The 22,326-nt window shown below is 76.8% G+C and carries 19 protein-coding genes; 10 read left to right on the forward strand and 9 right to left on the reverse strand.

The window, feature by feature from the left end; all coding sequences use genetic code 11:
• Positions 1–58 precede the first annotated feature (58 nt).
• The 3 genes from ACF1AK_RS19725 to aroA form a co-directional block, all read right to left on the reverse strand.
• Positions 59–340, reverse strand: coding sequence for a hypothetical protein (locus ACF1AK_RS19725; RefSeq protein ID WP_391500060.1), 282 nt, complete (start codon positions 338–340; stop codon positions 59–61).
• Between the two features lie 207 nt (positions 341–547).
• Positions 548–1,498 carry a lysozyme gene (locus tag ACF1AK_RS19730; RefSeq protein ID WP_391500061.1) on the reverse strand — a complete coding sequence of 317 codons (951 nt, stop codon included), beginning with the start codon at positions 1,496–1,498 and terminating at the stop codon, positions 548–550.
• 317 nt (positions 1,499–1,815) lie between these two features.
• Positions 1,816–3,060 (reverse strand): 3-phosphoshikimate 1-carboxyvinyltransferase, encoded by a 1,245-nt coding sequence (aroA, locus tag ACF1AK_RS19735; RefSeq protein WP_391500062.1) that lies wholly within the window; start codon positions 3,058–3,060, stop codon positions 1,816–1,818.
• A 276-nt stretch (positions 3,061–3,336) separates the two neighbouring features.
• Here aroA and ACF1AK_RS19740 point away from each other — a divergent pair, with 276 nt between their 5' ends.
• Entirely contained in the window at positions 3,337–3,912 is a 576-nt protein-coding gene (locus ACF1AK_RS19740; RefSeq protein WP_391500063.1) for a GNAT family N-acetyltransferase, read from the forward strand.
• Positions 3,913–4,037: 125 nt separating this feature from the next.
• On the opposite strand, the gene ACF1AK_RS19745 is transcribed toward ACF1AK_RS19740, so the two are convergent.
• Complete coding sequence (locus ACF1AK_RS19745; RefSeq protein ID WP_391500064.1) at positions 4,038–4,478, reverse strand: NUDIX domain-containing protein; 441 nt, start codon at positions 4,476–4,478, stop codon at positions 4,038–4,040.
• Positions 4,479–4,727: 249 nt separating this feature from the next.
• Positions 4,728–5,540 carry a hypothetical protein gene (locus ACF1AK_RS19750; protein ID WP_391500065.1) on the reverse strand — a complete coding sequence of 271 codons (813 nt, stop codon included), beginning with the start codon at positions 5,538–5,540 and terminating at the stop codon, positions 4,728–4,730.
• Between the two features lie 352 nt (positions 5,541–5,892).
• Between ACF1AK_RS19750 and ACF1AK_RS19755 the strand changes: the two genes are divergently transcribed.
• Complete coding sequence (locus ACF1AK_RS19755; RefSeq protein WP_391500066.1) at positions 5,893–6,132, forward strand: hypothetical protein; 240 nt, start codon at positions 5,893–5,895, stop codon at positions 6,130–6,132.
• Positions 6,133–6,843: 711 nt separating this feature from the next.
• Here the strand turns inward: ACF1AK_RS19755 and ACF1AK_RS19760 are convergent.
• Entirely contained in the window at positions 6,844–7,635 is a 792-nt protein-coding gene (locus tag ACF1AK_RS19760) for an SDR family oxidoreductase (protein ID WP_391500067.1), read from the reverse strand.
• Between the two features lie 79 nt (positions 7,636–7,714).
• Here ACF1AK_RS19760 and ACF1AK_RS19765 point away from each other — a divergent pair, with 79 nt between their 5' ends.
• The 6 genes from ACF1AK_RS19765 to ACF1AK_RS19790 all read left to right on the forward strand — a co-directional run bounded on the left by ACF1AK_RS19765 (position 7,715) and on the right by ACF1AK_RS19790 (position 15,457).
• Positions 7,715–8,452 carry a phosphotransferase family protein gene (locus ACF1AK_RS19765; protein WP_391500068.1) on the forward strand — a complete coding sequence of 246 codons (738 nt, stop codon included), beginning with the start codon at positions 7,715–7,717 and terminating at the stop codon, positions 8,450–8,452.
• 121 nt (positions 8,453–8,573) lie between these two features.
• Positions 8,574–9,035, forward strand: a complete 462-nt coding sequence (locus ACF1AK_RS19770; RefSeq protein WP_391500069.1) for a pyridoxamine 5'-phosphate oxidase family protein — start codon at positions 8,574–8,576, stop codon at positions 9,033–9,035.
• Positions 9,036–9,184: 149 nt separating this feature from the next.
• The gene (locus ACF1AK_RS19775; protein ID WP_391500070.1) at positions 9,185–10,159 is read left to right on the forward strand and encodes a glycerophosphodiester phosphodiesterase; all 975 of its coding nucleotides are present in this window, start codon (positions 9,185–9,187) and stop codon (positions 10,157–10,159) included.
• A gap of 59 nt (positions 10,160–10,218) precedes the next feature.
• Positions 10,219–10,554: a hypothetical protein gene (locus ACF1AK_RS19780; RefSeq protein ID WP_391500071.1), complete on the forward strand. Its 336-nt coding sequence runs from the start codon at positions 10,219–10,221 to the stop codon at positions 10,552–10,554.
• Positions 10,555–10,688: 134 nt separating this feature from the next.
• Entirely contained in the window at positions 10,689–11,018 is a 330-nt protein-coding gene (locus tag ACF1AK_RS19785; protein ID WP_380294123.1) for a hypothetical protein, read from the forward strand.
• A gap of 20 nt (positions 11,019–11,038) precedes the next feature.
• Positions 11,039–15,457: a hypothetical protein gene (locus ACF1AK_RS19790; RefSeq protein ID WP_391500072.1), complete on the forward strand. Its 4,419-nt coding sequence runs from the start codon at positions 11,039–11,041 to the stop codon at positions 15,455–15,457.
• 9 nt (positions 15,458–15,466) lie between these two features.
• Here the strand turns inward: ACF1AK_RS19790 and ACF1AK_RS19795 are convergent, their stop codons facing one another.
• Together ACF1AK_RS19795 and ACF1AK_RS19800 are read right to left on the reverse strand one after the other, a co-directional pair.
• The gene (locus tag ACF1AK_RS19795; RefSeq protein WP_391500073.1) at positions 15,467–16,090 is read right to left on the reverse strand and encodes a dihydrofolate reductase family protein; all 624 of its coding nucleotides are present in this window, start codon (positions 16,088–16,090) and stop codon (positions 15,467–15,469) included.
• Positions 16,091–16,301: 211 nt separating this feature from the next.
• Positions 16,302–17,897 carry a M4 family metallopeptidase gene (locus ACF1AK_RS19800; protein WP_391500074.1) on the reverse strand — a complete coding sequence of 532 codons (1,596 nt, stop codon included), beginning with the start codon at positions 17,895–17,897 and terminating at the stop codon, positions 16,302–16,304.
• Between the two features lie 163 nt (positions 17,898–18,060).
• Between ACF1AK_RS19800 and ACF1AK_RS19805 the strand changes: the two genes are divergently transcribed.
• A complete protein-coding gene (locus tag ACF1AK_RS19805) occupies positions 18,061–18,492 on the forward strand; it encodes a GNAT family N-acetyltransferase (RefSeq protein ID WP_391500075.1) in 432 nt (143 codons plus the stop codon).
• Positions 18,493–18,515: 23 nt separating this feature from the next.
• On the forward strand, positions 18,516–19,850 hold the full coding sequence (locus ACF1AK_RS19810) for a hypothetical protein (protein WP_391500076.1): 1,335 nt from the start codon (positions 18,516–18,518) through the stop codon (positions 19,848–19,850).
• 102 nt (positions 19,851–19,952) lie between these two features.
• Here ACF1AK_RS19810 and ACF1AK_RS19815 read toward each other — a convergent pair whose 3' ends face one another.
• Positions 19,953–22,076 carry an AMP-binding protein gene (locus ACF1AK_RS19815; protein ID WP_391500077.1) on the reverse strand — a complete coding sequence of 708 codons (2,124 nt, stop codon included), beginning with the start codon at positions 22,074–22,076 and terminating at the stop codon, positions 19,953–19,955.
• Positions 22,077–22,326 lie beyond the last annotated feature (250 nt).

The following is a 22,326-nucleotide window of genomic DNA, read 5'->3' on the forward strand; positions in this document are numbered from 1 at the left end:
GGCGGGCACGGAACCGTCTCCGCGCCCGCCCGGGCCCCGGGCGCGCGCCGGGCCGGCGTCAGTGGACGAGGTAGCTGAACCCGAGCGTCGCCGCGGACATCCCGGCGGCCACCGACCGCGTCACCACCCCACCGCAGTTCGGTGCGGAGTAGACGTCGACCGTCGCGTCCGTGAGGTTCTCGACGATCACGGGTGAGATGGTCGGGTAGCACCCCGGTGCCGGGTCCTTCTGCGGCAGACCGTTCACCACCAGCACCCCCGTGGCCGCCTGTGCGGGCACGGCGAGCGCGAGCGCTCCGGCGGCGGCCAGCATCCCGGCCACGGCGATCCGACGACGCATGACTGTTCTCCCTTCCGAGGGCGCACAACCGGTAGGCGCCCTTCCGGGCCATGGATTCCCCGGCCGTCCGGTTCCTCCCGCAACCCCGGTCGCAATCCCCCGAACCGAGGACGGCATCCGCGTGCGGCCCGCCGCGCCCGCCGCGGTGCGCGAAGGCCCGGGCGGGTGCGGAAACGATTCCGCACCCGCCCGGGCCGGTGGCCGGGCTCAGCCGTTGGCGAGGGCCTGGACGCGGTCGAAGGCGCCGTTGAAGAGGTTCTGGTCGCCGGGGAAGGTGCCGGAGTCGGCGTGCTGCCAGATTGTCTGGTAGCTCCAGCCGGCCGGGAGGGTGCCGACGGTGGAGGCGTACCGGGCTATCCACAGCGGGTTGGTGGCGCCGAAGGAGGCGTTGTTGCCCGTGCAGGTGGTCCACCAGTTGGTGGTGGTGTAGATGGTCGGGTAGCGGCCGGTGCGGGTGTGCACGGTGGTGCTGAAGGCGCGGATCCAGCTCACCATGGCGCTCTGGCTGAGGCCGTAGCAGGTGGCGCCGTAGGGGTTGTACTCGATGTCGAGCGCGGGCGGGAGGGTCTTGCCGTCCTTCGACCAGCCGCCGCCGTGGTCCACGAACCAGTTGGCCTGGGCGGTGCCGGAGGAGCGGTCCGGGAGGGCGAAGTGGTACGCGCCGCGGATCAGGCCGGCGTTGTAGGAGCCGTTGTACTGCTGGGCGAAGTACGGGTTGGTGTACGTGGTGCCCTCGGTGGCCTTGACGTAGGCGAACCGGGCGCCGTTGGCGCGCACGGTGGACCAGGCGACGTTGCCCTGGTAGCTGGAGACGTCCAGGCCGGGGGTCTGGGTGACGGCGAGGGCGGCGGCGGGGGCGGCGCCGGGACCCCGGCCCTCGTGGGCGGCGACGGTGGAGCCGGCGAAGTCGAGCTCGGGGTGGATCGGCGGCAGCTCACCGCCGTGCCGGGCGGCGGTGCTGTCGGTGGGGACCGCGTCGGTGGGGACCGCGTCGGAGGGGGACGCGGTGGCGGGCGCGGGCTCGGCCGCGTACGCCGGGGCGGCCACGCCAACGGCCAGGGCGGCCGCGGTGGCGAGGGCGGCGAACGCGGGGAGCCGGCGGTTCCCCTGCAGGCCGGTACTGCGGGTGGGGCTGGCGGAGCGGGAAGTGCTGGGCATGACACTCCTCTGGTCCGTGATGACGACCCGTTGGATTTGCGGACAGCCGGTGCGCCGGGGACGGCGACCGGCTGGAGCAGGGTAGCCATGTACGTGCCAGCCCGCCAGGTATCGGTGGCCCCATCCTGAACGGGGGTCACATGCCGGTGGTCCCCGTCGTCCGCCCCCGTGCGCACGCTCCGCACCGCCGGCCCGCCCCGCCCCGCGCGCCGCCCACCTGGGCGGACGCGGGTGCGGCGGCCGGGGGACCGGGGGTGGTGCGGCGATCCGCGAGCGCCCCCGCCGGCGCCCCGGACCGCCGGGTCTTTCCGCCCCGGTCAGCCGGCCGTCGCCCACTCTTCGCGCAGCCGTCCGAACACCTCGTGGAAGGCGGGGAAGGTCTTGCGGACGCAGCCGGGGTCGTCGAAGGTGATGCCGGGCGTGCGCAGCGCGGTGACGGAGAAGGACATCACCATCCGGTGGTCGCCGTGCGAGACGAGTTCGGTGCCGCGCGGAGTGCCCGGCCGGATCTCGATCCAGTCGTGGCCGGTGGCGACGTCGATCCCCAGCCGGCGCAGGTTCCCCGCGCAGGCGTCCAGCCGGTCGCATTCCTTGATCCGGGTGTTGGCGACGTTCTCGATCCGCACCGGCCCGTCGGCGAAGGGCGCGAGGGCGGCGAGCGTCGGCATGGTGTCGGAGATGTCGCGCATGTCGACGGTCAGGCCCGACAGCCGGCCGTCCCGGGGGCCCCGGACGGTGACCCGGTCGGCGCCGGTCTCGACCCGCGCGCCCATCCGGGCCAGTACGTCGGTGAACCGCAGGTCCCCCTGGAGGGCGCCGCGGCCCAGCCCCGGGACGGTCAGCTCCCGCCCGGTGAGCGCGGCGGCCGCGAAGAAGTAGCTCGCCGTCGAGGCGTCCGGCTCGACGGCGTAACGGGTGGCGCGGTAGCCGCCGGGCGCGACCTCGAACACCCGGCCGGTGCGGGTCACGGTGGCGCCGAAGGCCCGCATCATGGCGACGGTGATCTCCACGTACGGCGCGGAGACCAGGTCGGTCACCGTGATCCGCAGGCCCCGTTCGGTGAGCGGGCCGAGCAGCAGCAGCGCGGTGAGGTACTGCGAGGACAGGCTCGCGTCCAGGCTCAGTTCCCCGCCGCGGACGCCGTCGGCGGTGATCCGCAGTGGATGGTGGCCCTCGGCCTCCTCGTGCCGCAGGTCGACGCCCAGGGTGCGCAGCGCCGCGGTGAGCGGGCCGAGCGGGCGCCGGCGCAGCTGGGCGGAGGCGTCGAAGCGGAAGGAGCCGCGGCCGGCCGCGGCGAGCACGGGCAGGAAGCGGCCCGTGGTCGCGCCGTCGCGGCAGTACACCTCGGCGTCGTGGGCCGGGCCCTGCGGGCGTCCCTCGATCGTCCAGCCCTCCTCCTCCCGGGTGAGCGCGTAGCCGAGCGCGCGCAGGCCCTCGGCGAAGCCCTCGGTGTCGTCGGAGCTCAGCGGCCGGAGCAGGGTGGTGGTGCCGTCGGCGGCGGCGGCGAGGAACAGCGCCCGCGCGGTGACCGACTTGGAGCCGGGGATCTCGACGGTCGTCATGGGGCCTCCGGGATGAATGGGGCTGGTGGGAGGGGTGGGGCGGTCGTCCCGGCCATCCTGCCGGAGGGGGTGCGGGGCCCGGGGAGGCGTCCGGCTGCTGGACGGCCGCCGCCCGGCGGCGCGTCCGGGCGGGGCCGCACCGCCCGTCGGGGGCGCCGGCCGGGGCGTCGGGGCAGGTCGGGGGCCCGGCCGGCTGTGGCACCATGCCAGGGATCGGCCGAACGGCCGCCGCCCCGCCCGGGCCGTTCGTCCGGGACCGCCCGAGAAGAGGCCCCCGTGCCCGAGAGCAGCACCCGAGCGGCCGCCGAGGCCGTCGCCGCCGACCGGCTCGGCTTCCGCACCGCGACCACCGCCGACGTTCCCGCCCTCCTCGCCCTGGTCGAGTCCGCCTACCGGGGCGACGCCAGCCGGGCCGGCTGGACCACCGAGGCCGATCTGCTGGAGGGCCAGCGCACCGACACCGAGGGCGTCACCGCGGCCGTCACCCACCCCGACGGGGTGGTCCTGCTCGCCGAGCTGGACGGCGAACTGCTCGCCTGCTGCCAGCTGGAACGCCGGGGCGAGCACGCCTACTTCGGGATGTTCTCGGTGCGCCCCGGCCGTCAGGGCGGCGGCCTCGGGCGGGCCCTGCTCGCGCGGGCCGAGCGGTACGCGGCCGAGGAGTGGGGCGCGGTGGAGATGGAGATGACCGTGATCGAGCAGCGCGCCGAGCTGATCGCCTGGTACGAGCGCCGCGGCTTCCACCGCACCGGCGTCCACGCGCCGTTCCCGTACGGGGACGAGCGCTTCGGCATCCCGCTCCGTGCGGACCTGCGGTTCGAGAAGCTGACCAAGGCGCTCACCGCCCGGTAGCGGTCGCGGTAACGATGGCGGGCCCGGGCCGGGCCGGGGCGGGACGGGCCGGGGCGGCTGCCGCGCCGCCCCGGCGCCTGCGGACAGGTCCCCGTGGACCGGGCCCGCGGCTCAGGCCCCGCGGCTCAGGCCCGGGCCGGCCGCGGCAGCAGACCGCGCTCGCGCAGCAGCGGGAGCACCTGGTCGCGGACGGCGGGGGCCAGCCGCAGCTCGGGGTCCAGACCGTCCGTCCAGCGCAGCGCCGCGAGTTCGGCCGCGGGGGCGGGCGCGCGGTCCAGCCCGGCCTCGAACACGGTCATCCGCATCGGTACGCCCTCCAGCGCCGCGACCGCCTCGATCTCGGCGAGGTGGCGCGGTCCGACCGGGGCCGCGCCCAGTTCCTCGGCCAGCTCGCGGGTCAGCGCCGCGAGCGGCTCCTCCCCGGCGTCCGGCTTGCCGCCGGGGAGGTAGTAGACGTCCGGTGCCGCCTTCTTGCTGACGACCAGGAGCCGGCCGTCCTGGACCACGGCGGCGGCCACGACGGTGAGCGGTGCGGGATCGGTCTCCGGTGTTTCGTGCTCGAACATGATCGTGATTCTCCCAGCCGCCGCTCGTCCGGCTCCGGGCGGGGGCCGCGCGGCCGGTCCCATGCGGCCGGTTCCGTGCGGCGGCCGGGTTCCGTGCGCCCGGCGCTGCGCCCCGCCCCCGGACGAACCCCGCGGCCCGCCGGCTCCGGCGGACCGCTGCGCGCCGTTCTCGCCGACCCCGCGCCGTCCGGGACGCGTGCGGGCGCCGCTCGCCGCGGACCCGGCGGACCCTGCGGATCCGCCGCCCGCTCAGCCGTAGATGCTGCGGCACAGCCGGGCCTGCTCGGAACCGGCGGGCCACCGGCCGAACCGCTCGGCCTGGTCGCAGATCGTGTCCGTCGCCGCTCCCGCCGCCGCACCGGTCGGCGGAGCGCTCGCGGCCGCGGAGGGCGCGTGCGGGGCGCCGGACGCCGGTGCGGGAGCCGGTGCGGGACCACCCGCCGGGGCGCCCGCCGACCGGCTGGGCGCCGGGCGCGGCGAACGGCTCGGCTTCGGCCGCGGCGACGCGGGGTGGTCCCCGCCGTCGGCCCGGGGTGCGGCCTCCGGCTGCGCCCCGCCCGCGCTGCTCGTCGCCGCGCTCGTCGTTGCGCTCGCCGCCGGGCCGGCGGCCGCGGCGGTGGGCGCGCCCTCGCCGCTGGTCGTCGGCGGCGGCAGCGGGGACGGGGCGGGTACCGGCAGCCGGTCGGCCGCCGCCGAGGCCACCGGGGACGGCGGCAGCGGAGGGGTCGCGGACGGCGCCGGGAAGGCCACCACCCCGGACGACTCGTCGCCCGGTCCGGGCCCGCACATCGCCAGCACCGCCGCCAGCCCGGCGACGATCCCCGCCGAGCCCGCCATCCACATCCGCCGGCGGCGTCGACGGGCCGCCTCGGCGGCCCGGGCCAGCGCCTCCCAGGCCGGCGGCTCGCCGGGCGGCGTCGTGGGCGGCTCCGGCACCGGCGGCGGCTGCCACGCGTGCGCCGGCCACTGCCACTGCACCGTGCCGGACGGCTTGGTGACGCCCGGGCCCGCCGTCCGCTCCCAGCCCGCCGCCGGTCTGCCCGTCGCCGGTCTGCCGGTCACCGGTCCGCCCACCACCGGTCCGCGCGGCGGCGGGGGACCGCCGCTCGCCGGTGACCCCTGCCCCGTCGGTGCCCCGCCGCCTGCCGATTGCCCGCTCATGTCCTGGTCCTCCTGCCATCGCCTGCTCCGGCACCCCGGCGGCTCGCCCGGCGCCGGCGCCCGGTCGTACGGGAACGGGGCCGGTCCGGCGCCGCCGCAGGGCCCCGCTCGCCGTGCTCAACGAGCGCGCCGACGGCGGGACATGACCCGGAAGAGGGGCCCCGGGGCGCGCCCGGGCCGCCTCGCGCCCCGCTCGTACGCTGCCTGCCCTGCCCCGGGTGCGCTCGACCGGGGTCCACCACATGCTGGGGGCATGGAAACCAACAGCCCGTCCGGATCGGCGCAGCCCCAGGTCAAGGTCGCCGAGTTCCGCACCGACAGCCGCTACCGGCTGGTCCACTTCGAGGGACACGGCTGGGAGCCGCTCGGCCCGGAGGAGTTCGAACCACGGCTCCACCAGTTGTTCCCGGACCTCGACCCGCGCGACCCGGTCCGCGTCCACTGGGAGGACCGCCCCTGGGAGTGGCCCGCCTGGCACCCCGGCGAGGCCTGACCGCAAGCGTGACCGCCGTCCGGGGTACGGTCGACGCGGCCCGTTGACGGCCCTGGCGGCCTGGCACCCCGACGGCCCCGGTGACAGCCGCCGACGCCGGGCGCCCGCCCGCCGGCCGGCCGGGCCGTCCGGACGACGGAGGGGGAACGGCCGTGGGGGAAGCGCGCGAACCGCCCGATGGGTACGAGAGCGTCACCTTCGCCGAGGTCCACCGCGAGAGCCCGCACCTGCTCCCGTCCCGCCCCTCGGACGCCCTCGACGTCGCCGCCGAGCCGGCCGGCGACCTGCGCCGGATCGGCGAACACCGGCACGCCGGCAGCGGCGTGCGCTGGGTGGACGACGCCCTGCCCGCGCCCCGGCGCGGCCGGCCGCCGCTTCGACGTCGTCCTGCTGACCGCCGTCCGGATGCACCTGCCGCCCGGGGAACGCCCGGCGGCCACGGGCGCGCCGGCCGGGCTGCTCGCCCCCGCCGGGCGGCTCCTCCTCTGCCTGCGCCACGGCCCCGTTCCAGCGGGCCGCCGGGTGTACGACGCCCCGGCGGCCGAGGTGCTCGCCCTCGATTCCGCGCACGGGCTGCACCCCCTGCTGCACAGCGAACGCCCCGGCCTGCACGGCCGCTCCGGCGTCCGCTGGACGGACCCGGTCCTCCCGGACGCCGCCCGCTCCCGAGCCGAGCGGCCCGCCGCCGCACCGGCGGGTGACCTCGCCCGGTCAGCCCGCGAAGCCCCCGTTGCTCATCAGCAGCTGGCCGTTGACCCACTGGCCCTGCGGCGAGCAGAGGAAGGCGACGAGGTTCGCGGTGTCCTCGGGCGTGCCGAGGCGGCCCAGCGGGGTGCGGCCGAGGACCTCCGCCCGCACCTCCTCGGTCATCCAGCCGGTGTCCACCGGACCGGGATTGACCACATTGGCGGTCACCCCCAGGTGGGCGAACTCGTGGGCCGCCGCCAGCGTGATGCGGTCGAGCGCCCCCTTGCTGGCGCCGTAGGGCAGGTTGCCCGCCGTGTGGTCGCTGGTGAGCGCGACGATCCGGCCGCTGCCGGCCGGTCCGGCGAACCGGCGTCCGAACTCCCGGATCAGCAGCCAGCTCGCCCGGGCGTTGACCGCGAAGTGGCGGTCGAAGCTCTCCGGTGTGGTGTCGAGGAGACCGGAGTCCACCGACTCGCAGTGGCCCAGCACCAGCGCCGTCACACCGCCGAGCCGCTCCTCCACCTCGTCGAAGACCCGGCCGGGAGCGTCGGGTTCGGCGAGGTCGGCCTCCACGGCCGTGCTCGCCGCACCCCGGTCGGCGAGCACCCGCCCGACGGCCTCGGCGGCGCCGGCCTCGGCGCCCCAGGCCATCCGGTGGTCGTAGGGGGTCCAGTAGGTGAAGGCGACGTCCCAGCCGGAGGCGGCGAGCCGGGTCGCGATGCCGGCGCCGATCCCGACCGTCCGGCCGACGCCGGTGACCAGCGCGACGGGACGGCTGGGAGCGGGGGAGTGCGGGGCTTCGTGGGCGGCGGTCATGACGAGTGATCGTCCGTGCTGCGCGGCGGCACGTCAAATCGTTGGCGCACCGGCGGCGTTGCCCGCGAGAATGGCCGGCATGGAGCAGGTCGAGGTGGTCGTCGCCCACAGCGAGCGCGCGACCCTGCGCGTCGGCGACGTCTTCCTGAAGATCGACGCCGACCGGACGCGCACCGACGTCGAGGTCGAGGCGATGGCCCTGGCGCCGGTCCCGACCCCGGCGGTGCTGTGGCGCAGGCCGCCGGTGCTCGCGCTCGCCGCCCTCCCGGGCACGGCGCTCGGCCGGCTCGGCGAGCCGTCGGCCGCGCCGCCCGCGGCGTGGGCCGCCGCCGGCGCCGCCCTACGGCGGCTGCACGACGCGCCGCTGCCCCCGTGGCCGGGCCGCAGCCGCGAGGAGTGGGCCGCGCGGCTGGACGCCGAATGCGCGTGGCTCCTCGCCCATGACGTCCTTCCCGCCGGCCTGGTCACCCGCAACCGCCGGATCGCCGAGGCCGCGCTGCGCCCGTGGACACCGGTGTTCACCCACGGCGACCTGCAGCTGTCCCACGTGTTCGTCGACGGTGACGCGGTCACCGGCGTGATCGACTGGTCCGAGGCGGCCCGGGGCGACGCCCTGTACGACCTCGCCTTGCTGACCCTCGGCCACCCGGAGCACCTCGGCGACGTCCTCGCCGGCTACGGCGCCGACGCCGACCGCGAGGTGATCCGTGCGTGGTGGTCGCTGCGAAGCCTGGTGACGGTCCGCTGGCTGGCCGAGCACGGCTTCGACCCGGCCGCGCCGGGCTGCGAGATCGACGTCCTGCGGTCCCGGGTGTGAGCAGGGCGGGCCGTGCCGGCCGCGGTCGTCCCCGGGCCGGAGGCCGAGGGGCTCCTCGGTCGCCGGGCGTAGGTCCCCGGCCCCATGCGCGCTCCCGGCCCGCCGGTTAGGGTCCGTGATCATGCAGAGTACGGAGATCGTCCGCCGCACGACGGCGGAACGCAGGCACGACACGGTGGAACGGCTCGTCGCCGAACGCGATGTCTGGGTCTCGACGTCGCACCCCGAGCACGGGCCGCACCAGGTGCCGCTGTGGTTCCTGTGGGACGGACGGGCGGTGTGGATGTGCACCGGCGCCGCGTCCGCGACCGCGCGCAACGTCCGGGCGGAGCCGCGGGTGCGGCTGGCCCTGCCGGACAGCTACGACGTGGTGCTCCTCCAGGGCGAGGCGGAGTGGTTCCCGGACCAGGACGTGCCCGCGGACGCCGCGGAGGCGTACACCGCCAAGTTCGGCTGGGACCCGCGCACGGAGGAGGGCTCCTTCCTCTACGTGCGCGTGGTGCCGGAGACCGTGCGCGCCTGGCACGGCGAACGGGAACTGCGCGGCAGGGTCATCATGCGCGACGGGACGTGGCTGGAATAGCGGGCGACGGGGCCGGCGGGACGGCGCCCGGCCGCCCGGCACTCCCCGGACGGGCAACGGCCCCGGGGCCTCGTCGACGGACCCCGTCGGAGCAGGGCCCGCGGCGCGCGGTTTCCCCGGTGGCACCGCGATCGCATACCTTTCCGCACATGACCATGTGTCACCTGCCGATCCTGGACCCGGAGAACGGCCGCTGCGGACTGCGCGCCGCGCTGCTCGCCTCCGCGCTGGGCGTCACCACCGTCGCGCTGAGCGCCTCCGCCCCGGCCTCCGCCGGCACCGGCCGCGACCTGCGGGTCGCCGCCGGGACGCACGGCACCACCGCCCGCTGGCTGGTCGACGGCCTCAGGGCCGCCGCGCCCGCGCCGGGGGCCCCGCTGCGCGGGCCGGGGTCGCCGCTCACCGTGTACGCCCATCGTGGCGCCTCCTCCGCCGCGCCCGAGAACACCCTCCTCGCCGACGAGGTGGCCCGCCGCTCCGGCGTCGAGTGGATCGAGAACGACGTCCAGCCCAGCCGGGACGGCGTGCCGTACGTACTGCACGACGACACGGTCAACCGCACCACCAGCGGCACCGGCCGCATCCGCGACCTGACGGCCGCCCAGCTGGACGCGCTCGACGCCGGCTCCTGGTTCGCCCCGGCGTTCGCGGGCGCCCGGGTGCCGAGCCTCGCCGCCCAGCTGGACGACCTGCACGCCCGCGGCGGCAGCCTGCTGCTGGAGATCAAGGGCCCGCACAGCCGCGACGAGGTCGCCCGCGTCGTCCAGGACGTCCGCGACCACGGCATGGCCGGCCGGGTCCTCGTCCAGAGCTTCGACGCCGAGGCCCTGCGCCTCACCCGCGAACTCGCCCCCGACCTGCCGCTCGCCCTGCTGCGCAGCGAACTGGACGCCGACCCGGTGGCCGTCGCCGGGGAACTGGGCCTGTCCGCCTACCACCCGTCCGACAGCGCCCTCGCCTCCCGCCCGGAGATCGTCACGGCCCTGCACGCGGCCGGCGTCGCGGTCAACGTCTGGACCGTCGACACGGCCGTCCGCTGGAAGGCCCTGGACGCCGCCGGAGTCGACGGCATCATCACCAACCACCCCGCCGAACTCGCCGGCTGGCTCTCCGCCCGGCAGTAGCCGCGCACGCTAGGGTGAACCGGGAGACCACGGAGGCGGCGGACGCGACGGAGGCGGCGATGGAACGGCGCGCGACGACCGGCCGGACACCCGACGGGCGGCTCACGGTCGACTTCCACGCCCGGCGGGCCGTGGCCGACGGCCGCGTCGTGGACCTGACCTACGGCGACTGCAGCCTCCTGCTCGGCCTGATCGAGCAGGGCGAGGAGTTCCGCGACGCCGGTGACCTCGGCCGCCGGGTCTGGAACTTCTCCTGGGCCGGCGAACGCGAGGTGGCGGTCCGCCTCGGCTACCTCCGCGCGAAGCTCGGCCGGGACTGGGTCGAGTCCACCGCCCGGGGCCACCGCCTCGGCCGCCCGCCACTCCCGGACACCGCCGGCCCGCCGGCTCCCTGACACCTCGTCAATCCCGCAGGAAAATCGGGAGATCGACTTCAACCCGGGGTGCCCGGCGGCTATCCTCGCCCTGCGGTGCGGCGGCGCACCGGCAGCAGCCTGAACACGGATCGCTGGGTTGGGTGGGGGAAGACATGGCGGACGAGCCGGAGATCACGGGGCCGGACTCCCTGGAGTTCTGGGTCACCGAGGACGACACGGATGACGCCGACACGATGGGCGTCTTCGGCCGCGACCGCGAGGCCGTGCTGCGCCGCGTCCCGCTCGGCGCCCTGCGCGAGAACCTCACCGAGACCGTCGACGCGCTGCAGGCCGTGTTCGAGCGGATCGCGGAGCGCGGCGGCCCGCTGCCGCTCAAGGAGGTGCAGCTGAGCTTCCAGGTCTCCGCCTCCGGCGGCGTGCAGCTGATCGGCAGCTCCCAGGTGCAGGGCACGCGCGGGATCACCTTCGTCTTCGGCCGCTGACGCCCGACGGACCGGACTCGATGGCCGGCTTCGCCGCGCTGCTGATCGGCGCCAGCGACTACGACCTCGCGGGCTGCACGCCGCTGCCCTTCGTCCCCCGGGACCTCGAACGGCTCGGCGGGGCGCTGCGGGACCGCGGCTTCCGGGTCGTGCTGCCCACGGCCCACGGCCGGGTCGGCGCCAACTTCGTGAACGGCGAGGTCGGCCACTTCCTGCGGACCGCCCGGCGCGGCGAGACGCTGCTGGTCTGCCTGAGCGGCCACGGCCTGCACGCGGAGGGCCAGGACTACCTGATCCCCGAGGACCTGCACTCCGGGGTGGAGCCGCCCTGGTCCGGCTGCATCGCCATCGACTGGCGGCGCGAGGTCGAGTGGACCCCGGCCGCCCGGGTGCTGTTCCTGATCGACGCCTGCCGCAACGGCGTCCGGCAGGACTTCATGAGCGGCACCGTCGGCTGGGCCAGCCGCGACGCCCTGGTCGTCGCGGGCCGGCAGGTCGCCCACCTGTACGCCTGCTCGCCCGGCGAGTACGCGCGCTTCGTCGGTGCCGGCGAGCCCGGGCGGGGGCCGGACGGCGGCTCGTTCAGCCTGTTCTCGCGGGCCGTCCTGGACACGCTGCTCGCGCACGACGGCCCGCTGAACCTGGAAGAGCTGCGCGTCGCCACCCAGGCCCGGATCCAGGAGTTCCACCGGGGGTACGGCAAGCAGGGCCGGGCGCAGAGCGTCCGGGTGCTCACCGACGTCGACCAGACCGCGTTCGTGGTCGCGGGGCCGGCCCGGGGCGGGGCCGTCCCGACCGCCCCCACGGCGGCCCCCGCGGCGGCCCCCGCCGCGGACGGACCGGCGCCGGTACTGCAACCGCTCGCCGCCGACCCCCGCCGGCTGCTGGGACGCGCGGTCTTCGAGCTGCAGACCGCTCGGCGGACCGACCTCCTGGAGGAGTACGCCGCCGTCGCGCCCGCGGCCGACCTGCTCGTGCTGGACTCCCTGCCGGCCGCCCCCGAGGCGGTCGCCGCGCTGTGGAAGGCCGCCGCCCTCCGCAGGACGCCCGCGTCGCTGGTGGAGCTGGCCGCGGTCCTCTGCGCGGCGGGCAGCGCCGAGCGCGCGCACCGGCTGCTGGCGGCGGCGGCCGCCGTACGCCCGGCGGACGAGCTGCTGCACGCCCTCGCCGCCGCCGGCCTGCCGGGGGGAACGGCCGACGAGCTTCGCGTGACGGTGCTCCGGACGCTGGGCGGTCTGCCGGCGGCCCTCCTGGTGGCGGGCGTGCTCGCCCTGGGGCGGGCGGGCCTGGAGGACGAGGCGGCGTGGGTGCTCGCCCGGCCGCGTCCGCCGGCGGACCTGCTGCCGCTCGTGGTCGCCCTGGCCGCCGAGGACCTGACGGCCGAGGCCGACCGGCTGCTGCGGGAGTCGGTCGCCGCGTACGGTCCGCAGGAGGTGGACGAGCTCTGCGAGGGGCTCGCCCGCGCAGGCCGGGCCGAGGACCGCACCGCCGTACTGACGCTCCTCGCGACGGGGCCCCACGAGGCCGTCGTCGCCTGGCTGGCGGCCGTCCGCCGGCCCGCCGGTTCCGACGCGGACGCCGCCTTCGTCCTGCGGACCGCGGTGGCCCGGCGCGAGGACCGGCACGTCCTGCTGGAGGCTCTGGGGGACGCCGGACTGCCGGACCACCTCGACACCGCACTCGGGGAGTGCTGCCGGCTCCCGGTCGCGGACGTGCACGCGGTGCTGCGGCACTTGACGGGGCGCGGTGCGACCGGGGACGCCGGCGCCGTGCTGGCCCGCGCGCTCCTTCCCTTCCGCCCGAAGGAGGCGGCGGAACTGGCCGTCCTGCTCGACCGCCACGGACCTGCCGCGCTGCTGGAGTCCCTCTGCCGGCACCTGTCCGGCGAACCCCCGGTCCAGGTGGCGGCGTTCGTCCGGCACATGGGGACGACCCACACGCTCGCCACGGCGGTCGCGTCGTCCCTGGGGCGTTCGTATCCCCTGGACGGGGCCGTGCCGCTGGTGCGGGCGCTCCGTGAACACGCGCGCCCCGCCTTCGCGAACCGCTTCCAGCGCGAGCTGCTCCTCGGCCGGCCGCCGGCGGAGGTGCTGCCGATGCTGGACGAGGCCGGTGACCAGGACCGGTCCCTGATGCTGGAGCAGGTCCTCGCCGCCCGCCCGTCCCCGGAGCAGCTCGCCGAACTGCTCCACCTGGCCTGCGAAGGGGAACTGCGCGGCGGCCTCGGAGCGCAGATGGCGGCGGTCTTCCTCGTCGGGACGGACGACGGGACGATCGCGGCCGTGCTCGCCGAACTCGGGGCGCGCGGCCGGGCGGTCGCCCAGCAGGTGCTGCTCGGGCAGGTGGCGCTCGGCATGGGCCCGGCCCACCCGGAGCGGTTCGTGCAGTGGCTGCTCTCCCACGGCCTGCACGATCACGCGGCCGCACAGCTCGCCCGGGTGGCCGAGGAGGGCGGCGCGCGGGACGTGGCCCTGCTCCACGCGCACCTGCGGGCCGGGGAGCCGGAACTCGCCACGCGTCTGCTGGTGCAGGCGGCCGGGCAGCGGAGCGCGGTCTTCCTGGCCGAGCTGGCCGCGGCCCTGACGCGCGATCCGGACGCACCGGGTGCGGCGGCCCTGGGAGCCGCGATGCTCCGCCGGGTGGCCGAACGGCGTCCGCCCGCGGAGGTGGCGGACCTGCTGGTGGCCGCCGACGGCGGAGGGCCGGAACACCACCTGCCCACCGATGTCACCGGCCTGCTCGACGCGTTCCTCAGGGCCAGACCGGCCGACGAGATCGCGTCACTGCTGCGGGAACTGCACGCCCGGAACGCCGGGTCCGCGCCCGGCAGCCGTCTCGCGGCGGCCGTCCGGGCCGACGCGCCCCTGCTCTTCCACGCCGCCAGGACGAGCGGGGCGGAGGGCGCCACCCGCTACGTGCTGGACGCGTTCCGCGACGAACCGCCGCTGCGGATCAACGAGGTCGACGACCTCCTCAGGAACCTGTACGGGAACGGCAGTCTCCAGGAGGCCCTCGACGTGCTCGGCCGGCTGGGCCGCCTGCAACCCCCCTCGGTCGTGGCCGGCCTGCTCACCCAGTACCTGGGCGGGCCGCTCGGCGAGCAGGTGTGCCGGGGGGCGGAGCAACGGCCTCCGGAAGCGGTTGCCGAGATCCTGGCCCTGCTCGGGGACGCGGGGGCGCCGGACCACGAACTGGCCAGGACCGTCGGCCGGTTCACCGCGCCGGACCGCTGCCGGGCCGTGCTCGTCGAGCTGCTCGCCGCCCGCCGCGGCCCGGTGGCGGGCGCCGTCCTCGCCGCCGCCCCCTGGTCCGGGGTGACGCAGGAGCTCATCGGGCTGCTGAGCGCCCTGGGGCGGGAGGACGGGGAACGGCGCCGGGCCGCGCTGGAGACCCTGGTCCTGGAGCCACTCACCGGCGAGCAGACGATGGAGCTGCTGCACCATGTGCACCGCAACGGACCGCACGAGGCGGTCCTGCCCGTCCTGAGGGCGGTCGCGCCCACCTCGGACGCCCCGTCCGTCTGGCTGCGCCTGCACGCACTCGGCTGGTTCCGGGACGCCGCGGTCCTGCTTGACCGACTCCCTCCGGACACCGATGTCGTCCCGTGGTTCCGGCAGCTGCCGGACACTCCGGATGCCGACCGGGAGGCGCTGCTGCGGGAGAGCGGGGCGGACGGCCCGCTCGGCGCACTCGTCGCGGGCGCCGGGCCGGCCAGGGCGGCCCTGATCACGGCGGTCCTGCACCGGCCGCCCGCCGAGATCGCGGGCCTGCTGTTCGCGCCGGTCGGTGACCCGGCCCGGTGGACGGAGCTGCGGCGGATCCTCGCCGCCGCCCGGCGGAGCGCCGAACTCGACGCGATCCTGCAGCCGTTGGCCGGGCGGGGGCGCGACGACGTGGCCAGGCTGGTCACCGACCGGCTGGTCGCCGAGGAGCCGGCGGGCAGGATCGCCGGCCTGATGGGCGGCGGACCGGTGGCGCCGGGGCTGATCGCCGCGTCCGCGCTCGGCCAGGGTGTGACGGCCGCTCTCGCCGGCCGGTTGCTGATGGCCGGCCACGACCGGAGCGCCGAGGCGCTGATCGACGCGACCGTGATCGCCGCACGCGACGGCGCCCAGGTCGCGGAGGTGGTGGTGGGACTGGCCGGCGCGCACGTGCCGGCGGAGCTCCGGCAGCGGTTGGTCCGCGGGTTCTGCCGCCAGCACTCACACCGCCCCCGCTCGCGGGAGGGCGGCGGGGAGTCGCAGGCCAACACCCTTCTGAGCCACCTGGTCCGGGCGGGCCTCGGCGCGGACGCCGAGGACGCGCTGACGGTGGTCTACTTGGTCGGTTCCGAGGAACGGGGCGCGATCATGCGGAAGCTGAGGGCCGCGACGACGGCGGAGGAACCGAAGCCCCCGGCCCGGTGGCGCCCCTGGCGCAAGGACACCCACGGTCCGTGACCCCGGGCCTCAGAACGTCCCGAACGCCGCCGGGCCCGTCGGGCGGTAGGTGTTCGCGGTGACCCCGGACGGCGTGGTGCGGGTGCCGACGAGCCGGAAGGCGGTGGGCGGACCGGCGTCGGGGAACAGGCGGTGGCCGGTGCCCAGCCGGACCGGCGCGGTGACCAGGTGGTACTCGTCGATGACGCCGTGGGGCATCAGGGCGCGGGCCAGGGCGCCGCTGCCGTGGATCTGGATCTCGGTGTCCCCCAGCCGCTCCTTCAGCGCCGCCACCTCGCCCGCCAGGCCGCCGGGGGCGGCGCCGGTCAGCACGGTGGTGGGGTGCCAGGCCGGGTCGTGCAGGGTGGTGGAGGCGACGTACTTGGGCAGCGTGTTGAGCGGGACGGCGACGGGGTGGCCGGGGTCGGTCACCCGGGGCCAGTAGCCCGCGAAGATGTCGTACGTCCGGCGGCCGAGCAGGAAGGCCCCGGCGCGGGCGATCACGCCGTTCATCAGGGCGCCGAACTCCTCGTCGGCGAACGGGAACAGCCAGCCGCCGTGGGCGAAGCCGTTCTCGCGGTCCTCCTCCGGCCCGCCGGGGGCCTGCATCACGCCGTCGAGGGTCAGGAAGGTGGTCAGGACGAGTTTGGCCATGGGGTCTCCCCGGTTCGGCCGGGCCGGCCTTCGGCCGGTTCGGCTGCGGCCCCCGGGACCCAAGATCCCAGAGCGCCGCCCGTGCCGCCGTCCCGCCACGCCGTACGCGGCGACGACGGACGCCGCCCTCGCTCGCGGGACGGCGGCGGGGGCGGCGGGCGGCGGGCGGTGGGGGACGGCGGGGGACGGCGCGGCGGGGCGCGCGGGACCGTCAGGCGACCGAGACGGCGCTCCAGGCGGCGGCGATCGCCGTGTACTCGGTGCTGTTGAGGCCGTAGAGGTCCCGGGCGGCGTTCAGGGACGCGGTGCGCGCGCCCTTGTAGTCCGTGGTGGACGTCATGTAGACGGTCAGCGCGCGGTACCAGACGGCGGCGGCCTTCTGGTTGCCGATGCCGGTGACGGTCGAACCGTTGCAGGTCGGGCTGTCGTAGGCGACGCCGTTGACGGTCCTGGCGCCGCTGCCCTCGCTGGCCAGGTAGAACCAGTGGTTGCCGACGCCGGAGGAGTTGTGGACGTCGAGCTGGCCGACCTTGCGGCTCCAGCAGTCGGCGGACCGGCCGTCGAGCGAGGGCTTGTCGAAGCGGCGCAGCCACGGCGGGGTGGACTGGTCGCTGAACAGGTAGTCGCCGGTGTCCACCGTGTTGTGGGCGTACCACTCGACCATGGTGCCGAAGATGTCCGAGGTGGCCTCGTTGAGGCCGCCGGACTCGCCGCTGTAGCGGAGGTTGGCGGTGGCGCTGGTGACGCCGTGGGTCATCTCGTGGCCCATGGTGTCGAGGTCGACCTGCTCGGGGTCGGTGGTGCCGTTCCCGTCCCCGGTCATCATGCAGAAGCAGCTGTCGGACCACTGGGCGTTGTCCCAGCCGGTGCCGACGTGCACGAACACCGTGGCGCCCTTGCCGTCGTTCTTGATGCCGCTGCGGTTGAAGGTGTTCTTGTAGTAGTCGTACGTCCAGGCGGTGTTGGCGTGGGCGTCGACGGCGGCGGTGGCGCGGTCGGTGGAGAACTTCCGACCGTCGCCCCAGACGTTGTCGGCGTCGGTGAAGGGGGTGCCGGAGCCGGCGTTGAGGGCGTTGGCGGAGACGTTGTGCGCGTCCTTGGTGACGTGGCCGCGCAGCGGGTCGGTCAGCGTGTAGCCGCCGGCGCCCTGCGCGGTGGTGTCGATGGTGATGTCGCCGGTGTACTCGGAGTGTCCGGTGCCGCTCGCCCGGTGCTCGGCGTCGTACGCCTCGATCTGCTCGCCGGTGGTGGCGTCGGTGACGACGACGCGGCCGGCCGGCCGGCCGTGGTCGCCGGTGCCCCGGACGGTGGTGCGCCAGGCCAGGCGCGGGGTGCCGTCGGCGGCCCAGACGACGAGTTCGGGGCTGCTGCCGGCGTCGGCGATGCCGGGGGCGGCCTCCAGCGCGCGCCCGGCGGCGAGCCGGGCGGGGACCTCGGGGACGATCGTGCGCACGGCGGCGTCGTGGGCGGCCGCGCGGGAGGAGTCCTTGAGCCGGCCGCGGGCGTCCTGGTGGACCACCAGGTCGCCGCCGACCACCGGCAGGCCGAGGTAGGTCCGGTCGAAGCGGACGTGCTGGGTGCCGTCGGCGTCCAGCACGACGTCCTTGACGACCAGGTCCTGCCCGCCGGTGAAGCCGAAGACCGCGGCGTTGCGGGCGACGTTGCTCCGGGCGCGGTCGATGGCGGCGTCACGGCCGGAGGGGGCGGCCGAGGCGGTGCCGGCGGTGACGGTGGCGGCCACGAGGGCGGCGGTGGCCGCTATGGCTCCGGCCGTGGGGCGGCGGCGGGGCGAGGAGGAGGGGCTCACTCTGACTCCAGTGGGGGATGCTGCGTGGTGCAGGGACGAGGGCTGCGAAGAGATTGACGGTGAACAGTCAGCCGGGGCTAGAGCAACCGTCGGATTTTTGCCAAGTCGTGTCCTGTGCTGATCACAAGTGATCGGCCGTGAGCAGCCTGTTTACGCTCATGCCATGACGACCTCCCAGCCCTCGCCCCCGGACCTCCACTGGCGGGGCGGCTTCACCGACCGTGAACTCGACGCGTTGCACGCCGCGGCCTTCGGCGGGACCCACGACCCGGACCGCCCCGCCACGCCCTGGCGGGCCCGGCTGGAGCGCCACAGCCTCGGCTGGGTCTGCGCCCGCCCGGCCCCGGGCGGCCCGCTGCTCGGCTTCGTCAACGTCCTGTGGGACGGCGGCGTCCACGCCTTCCTGCTCGACACCGCCGTCGCCCCCGCCGCCCGGCACGCCGGCCTGGGCACCCGCCTGGTCGCCGAGGCTGCCGGCAACGCCCGCGCGGCCGGCTGCGACTGGCTGCACGTCGACTTCGAGCCCCACCTGCGCGGCTACTACCTCGACGCCTGCGGCTTCCGCCCCACCGACGCCGGCCTGCTCCGCCTCTGACCGCCGTCCCGTACGCTCGCGCCATGGACGGATGGGTGGGGGCCTGGACCGGCGGACGGCGCGCCGTGCACATCGGCAACGTCGCCGATTTCAACGAGCAGTTCCTCGACGGCGACGAGCGGCGCCGCCAGGACGCCCGCCGCCTGCGCCAGGCACACCACTACGCCGGCCTCGCCGTCGCCTACGGCCCCGACCCGGCCGCCCTGGTGCTGCCCGCCGAGGTCGACCGGGCCTGGATCGACCTGCTCGCCCGCGAACTCGACTGGGGCCCGGTCGAGTCGTACACCGGCATCGCCCCCGGCACGACGGTGGCCCGTGCGCTCGCCGCCCGCCCCGCGCTGGCCGGACGGCTCGCCACCGCCCCCGGCCCGGTGCTGCACTGGGGCCGCACCCCCGACCAGGGCGACGGCCCGGAGCTGGCGGCCGTGCGCCGCTACGAGTCCAAGGCCACCGCGCACGAGCTGTTCACCGCCCTCGCCCCCGGCCACCCGGGCGTCCGGGTGCCCCGCCAGGAGCACGCCGACGGCCCGCGCCGCGCCGCCCGGCGGCTGTCCGCCCGGGCCGCCCGGGGACTCACCACCATGCTCAAGTCCCCGCACGGGGTCGGCGGGTACGGCACCGCCCTGATCACCCCGCAGGACGTGCTCGCGGCCGGCGGTGCCCGGGCGCTGCTGTGCCGCCTGGTCCGCGAGGACGTGCTGCCGCCCGGCGGCGAGCTGCTGGTGGAGGAGTACGTGGACGGCGGGCCGGCCGGCTCGGGCCGGCTGCGGGACCTCACCTTCGACGCGGTGATCGGCCCCGACGGGCGGGTGCACCCGGTCGGCGTCGGCGAGATGGCCGTCGACGGCACCCGCTACCAGGGGGTGACGGTCGGCCCGGGGGTGGTGCCGCCCGGCGCGGCGGCCGTCGCCGAACGGTTCGGCCTCGCGGTGGGGGAGCGGCTGGCCGCCGCCGGCCACCGCGGCTGGTACGACGTCGACTTCGTCACCGACCGGGACCGCCGGCTCGCCCCGACCGAGGCCAACCTGCGGCTCACCGGACCGGCGACCGCCTTCGTGCTGCGCCACCGTCTGGACGAGGTGCGCGGCCCCGGCCACCTGGTCCGCACCCTGGACGCCATGCCGCTGGGCGCCCGGCTCTCCCAGGAGGCGCTGTACGGGCACCTGGAGCGGCTGCGCCCGCAGTGCGCGCGGCTCGGTGCGGTCGTCCTGCCACTGATCGTGACGGCCTGTTACGAGTCCGAGCCCTTCGTCGGCCTGGCCCTCGCCGCGCGCAGCACCGAGGCGCTGGACGCGGCGCAGGCCCTGCTCGGGGCGGCCCACCACGCGCTGGGGCGGATGTTCGAGGCCCTGCGCTGACCGACCGCGGCCCCGTCGGCGGCCCGGACCGGCGCACCGGCCCGGGACCGGCGCAGCCCTCTCGGCGCAGCACAGCCCCTCGGCCCGGCGCAGCCCCTCGGCTCAGCGCAGCCGCTTCGGCTGCCAGGTGAGGAAGCGCACCAGCACCGCCGCCGCGACCATCAGCGCGATGTTGAACACGTAGACCAGCCACACCTCGGTGGACAGGACCGAGCGGTCGGCGGTCCGGTACAGGTTGTCCTGCGGCCACCACGAGGCCAGCAGCCAGAACACCGAGAGGTGCGCGGCGACCGAGAGCCCGGCCGGCCGCCCGAACCGGGCGATCACCGCGGCCCCGAAGAACAGCCAGCTCACACCGAGCCCGAACGAGGCCCACTCGAACAGGTAGAGCACCCGGAAGAAGCCGTCGTACGGACCCGGCACGGCCGAGACGTCCGTCGACCCCGGCCAGAGCCTGCGGGTGAGCAGCCAGGCGGTGAACGCGCCGGACACCCCGACGAGGAGCGCGCCGCAGCCGAGGAGGGACTCCGTCCCCGCGCCGCCCCCGGACCGGCCGCCGCCGCCCTTGCCCCGGTACCCCTTCCCGCCGCCCGCCCGCCGCGGCGCCGCGTGGTCGGGCGGCGCGGGCAGCGGCAGCGCGCTCCGGTCGAGCTTGCCGGCCCGGGTGCGCGGCAGCTCCGGCACGGGGACCACGGCGGCGGGAGCCCCGCCCTCCGGCAGCCGGGCGCTCAGGTGGGACGAGAGCGACCAGCCGTCGGTGCCCGGGGCGCCGGGCTCGGTCACCGCGTACCCGACCAGCTCGCGCCGGCCCGGGGCCACCTCCAACTGCGCGACGGCCGCCTCCCGCACCCCGGGGTGCGCGCGCAGCGCGGCCTCGGCGCGGGCCGCCGTGCGCGCCCGGGCGACCACGGCGGCCGACGCGGGCGCCTCGGCGGGCCCGGACACGTTCGCCGCGCGGGCGACGAAGTGCAGGGTGCCGTCCTCGGCGAGGCGGCCGAGGTCCCCGGTGCGCAGGACCCGCCCGTCCGGGTCGAAGTCGGCCCGGACGAACCGCCGCGCCGTCTCCAGGGACCGGCCCGGCAGGCCCCGGCCGAGGCCCGGTCCGGCGAGGGCGATCTCTCCGACCGCCCCGTGCCCGATCGGGCGGCCGTCCGGACCGAGCACGTACACCCGGGCGCCGGGGAACGGGACGCCGACCACCGAGAGCGCACCGCTGTCCGCCACCGCGTCGCCGTCCGGGGCCTCGAAGTACGTGCTGTCCACGCCGGCCTCGGCCAGCCCGTAGACGTTCACCACCCGGGTGCGGGGGCCGAGCAGCCGGCGCATCGCCAGCTGCTCGTCCAGCCACCACTTCTCGGCGCCGACGCTGAGCAGCCGCAGGCCGGGAAGGCCCTTCCCGCCGCCGGTCGCGGCGAGATGCTCCGCGAGGCGGCGCGCGGTGCGGGTGTTCAGCTCCAGCAGGGTGATCCGCTCGGCGGCCACCAGCGCGGGCAGATCGGCGATGTCGGCGCCGCGGTCCAGGGTCAGGTCGCGCGGGGCGACCACCAGGGTGGCGCCCGAGCACAGCGCGCGCACCCAGTCGGCGGTGAAGACGTCGAACTCCAGGCTCGCGGCGCTCAGCACCCGGTCGGCGGGCGTGATGCCGTAGACGGTGACCCAGCCGTGGTGGGCGGCCAGCAGATTGCGGTGCCCGACCACCGCGCAGCGCGGCGCGCCGGTGGTGCCCGAGGTGGTGAACACCACCGCCGCGTCCTCGGGCCCGAACACCGCCGGCGGCGGCCCGGCGGGCAGCGCCGCCACCGCGGCGGCGGCCGAGTCCACGCAGACCAGCGTCCGGGCGCCCGCGTCCGCCAGCCGGATCCGGTGGCCCTCCTCGGTGACGACCACGGCCGGGGAGGCCTCGGCGAGCACGTGCCGCAGCAGCGCGTCCGGTGCGCCCGGCGACACCGGTACGTAGGCGGCGCCCGTCTTCAGCACGGCGAGCAGCGCGACGTACACCTCGGTGCCCCGGCCGAGCGCCACCGCGGCCCGCTCGCCGGGGCCGAGCCCGAGGGCGGCCAGGTGGCGGGCCAGCCGGTCGGCCCGCGCGTCCAGGTCGCCGTAGGTCAGCTCCCGTCCCTCCCACCGGACGGCGACCGCCGCGGGGGCGCGCCGCGCCTGCTCCTCGAACCGTCCGGGCAGCGTCCCGGCGCGCCCCGCCCCGGCCCGCTCGTCGGTCCCCGTCATGCCCGCCCCCTTCGATCCGGCCCGCACCGCCGCCGGGCTCCGTCCGCATCGCTTCCACGCTCCGCCGCCCTGCGCCGGTTCCCCGATCCTGCCGCCAACTCCCGTGCGGCGAAAGGGCCGTGCACCGACCGGTCGGCGGGCCGAGGTGTCCACCGCTCGGACACCGGGACCGCCGTCCGGGCGAACGGTTGTACTCTGCACGCGGACGGTCGGCGCCGGCCCGTCCGGTGCGGCGCCGTGCCCGTGACCC

The sequence above is a fragment of the Kitasatospora sp. NPDC015120 genome (assembly GCF_043080305.1).
GTDB lineage: Bacteria > Actinomycetota > Actinomycetes > Streptomycetales > Streptomycetaceae > Kitasatospora.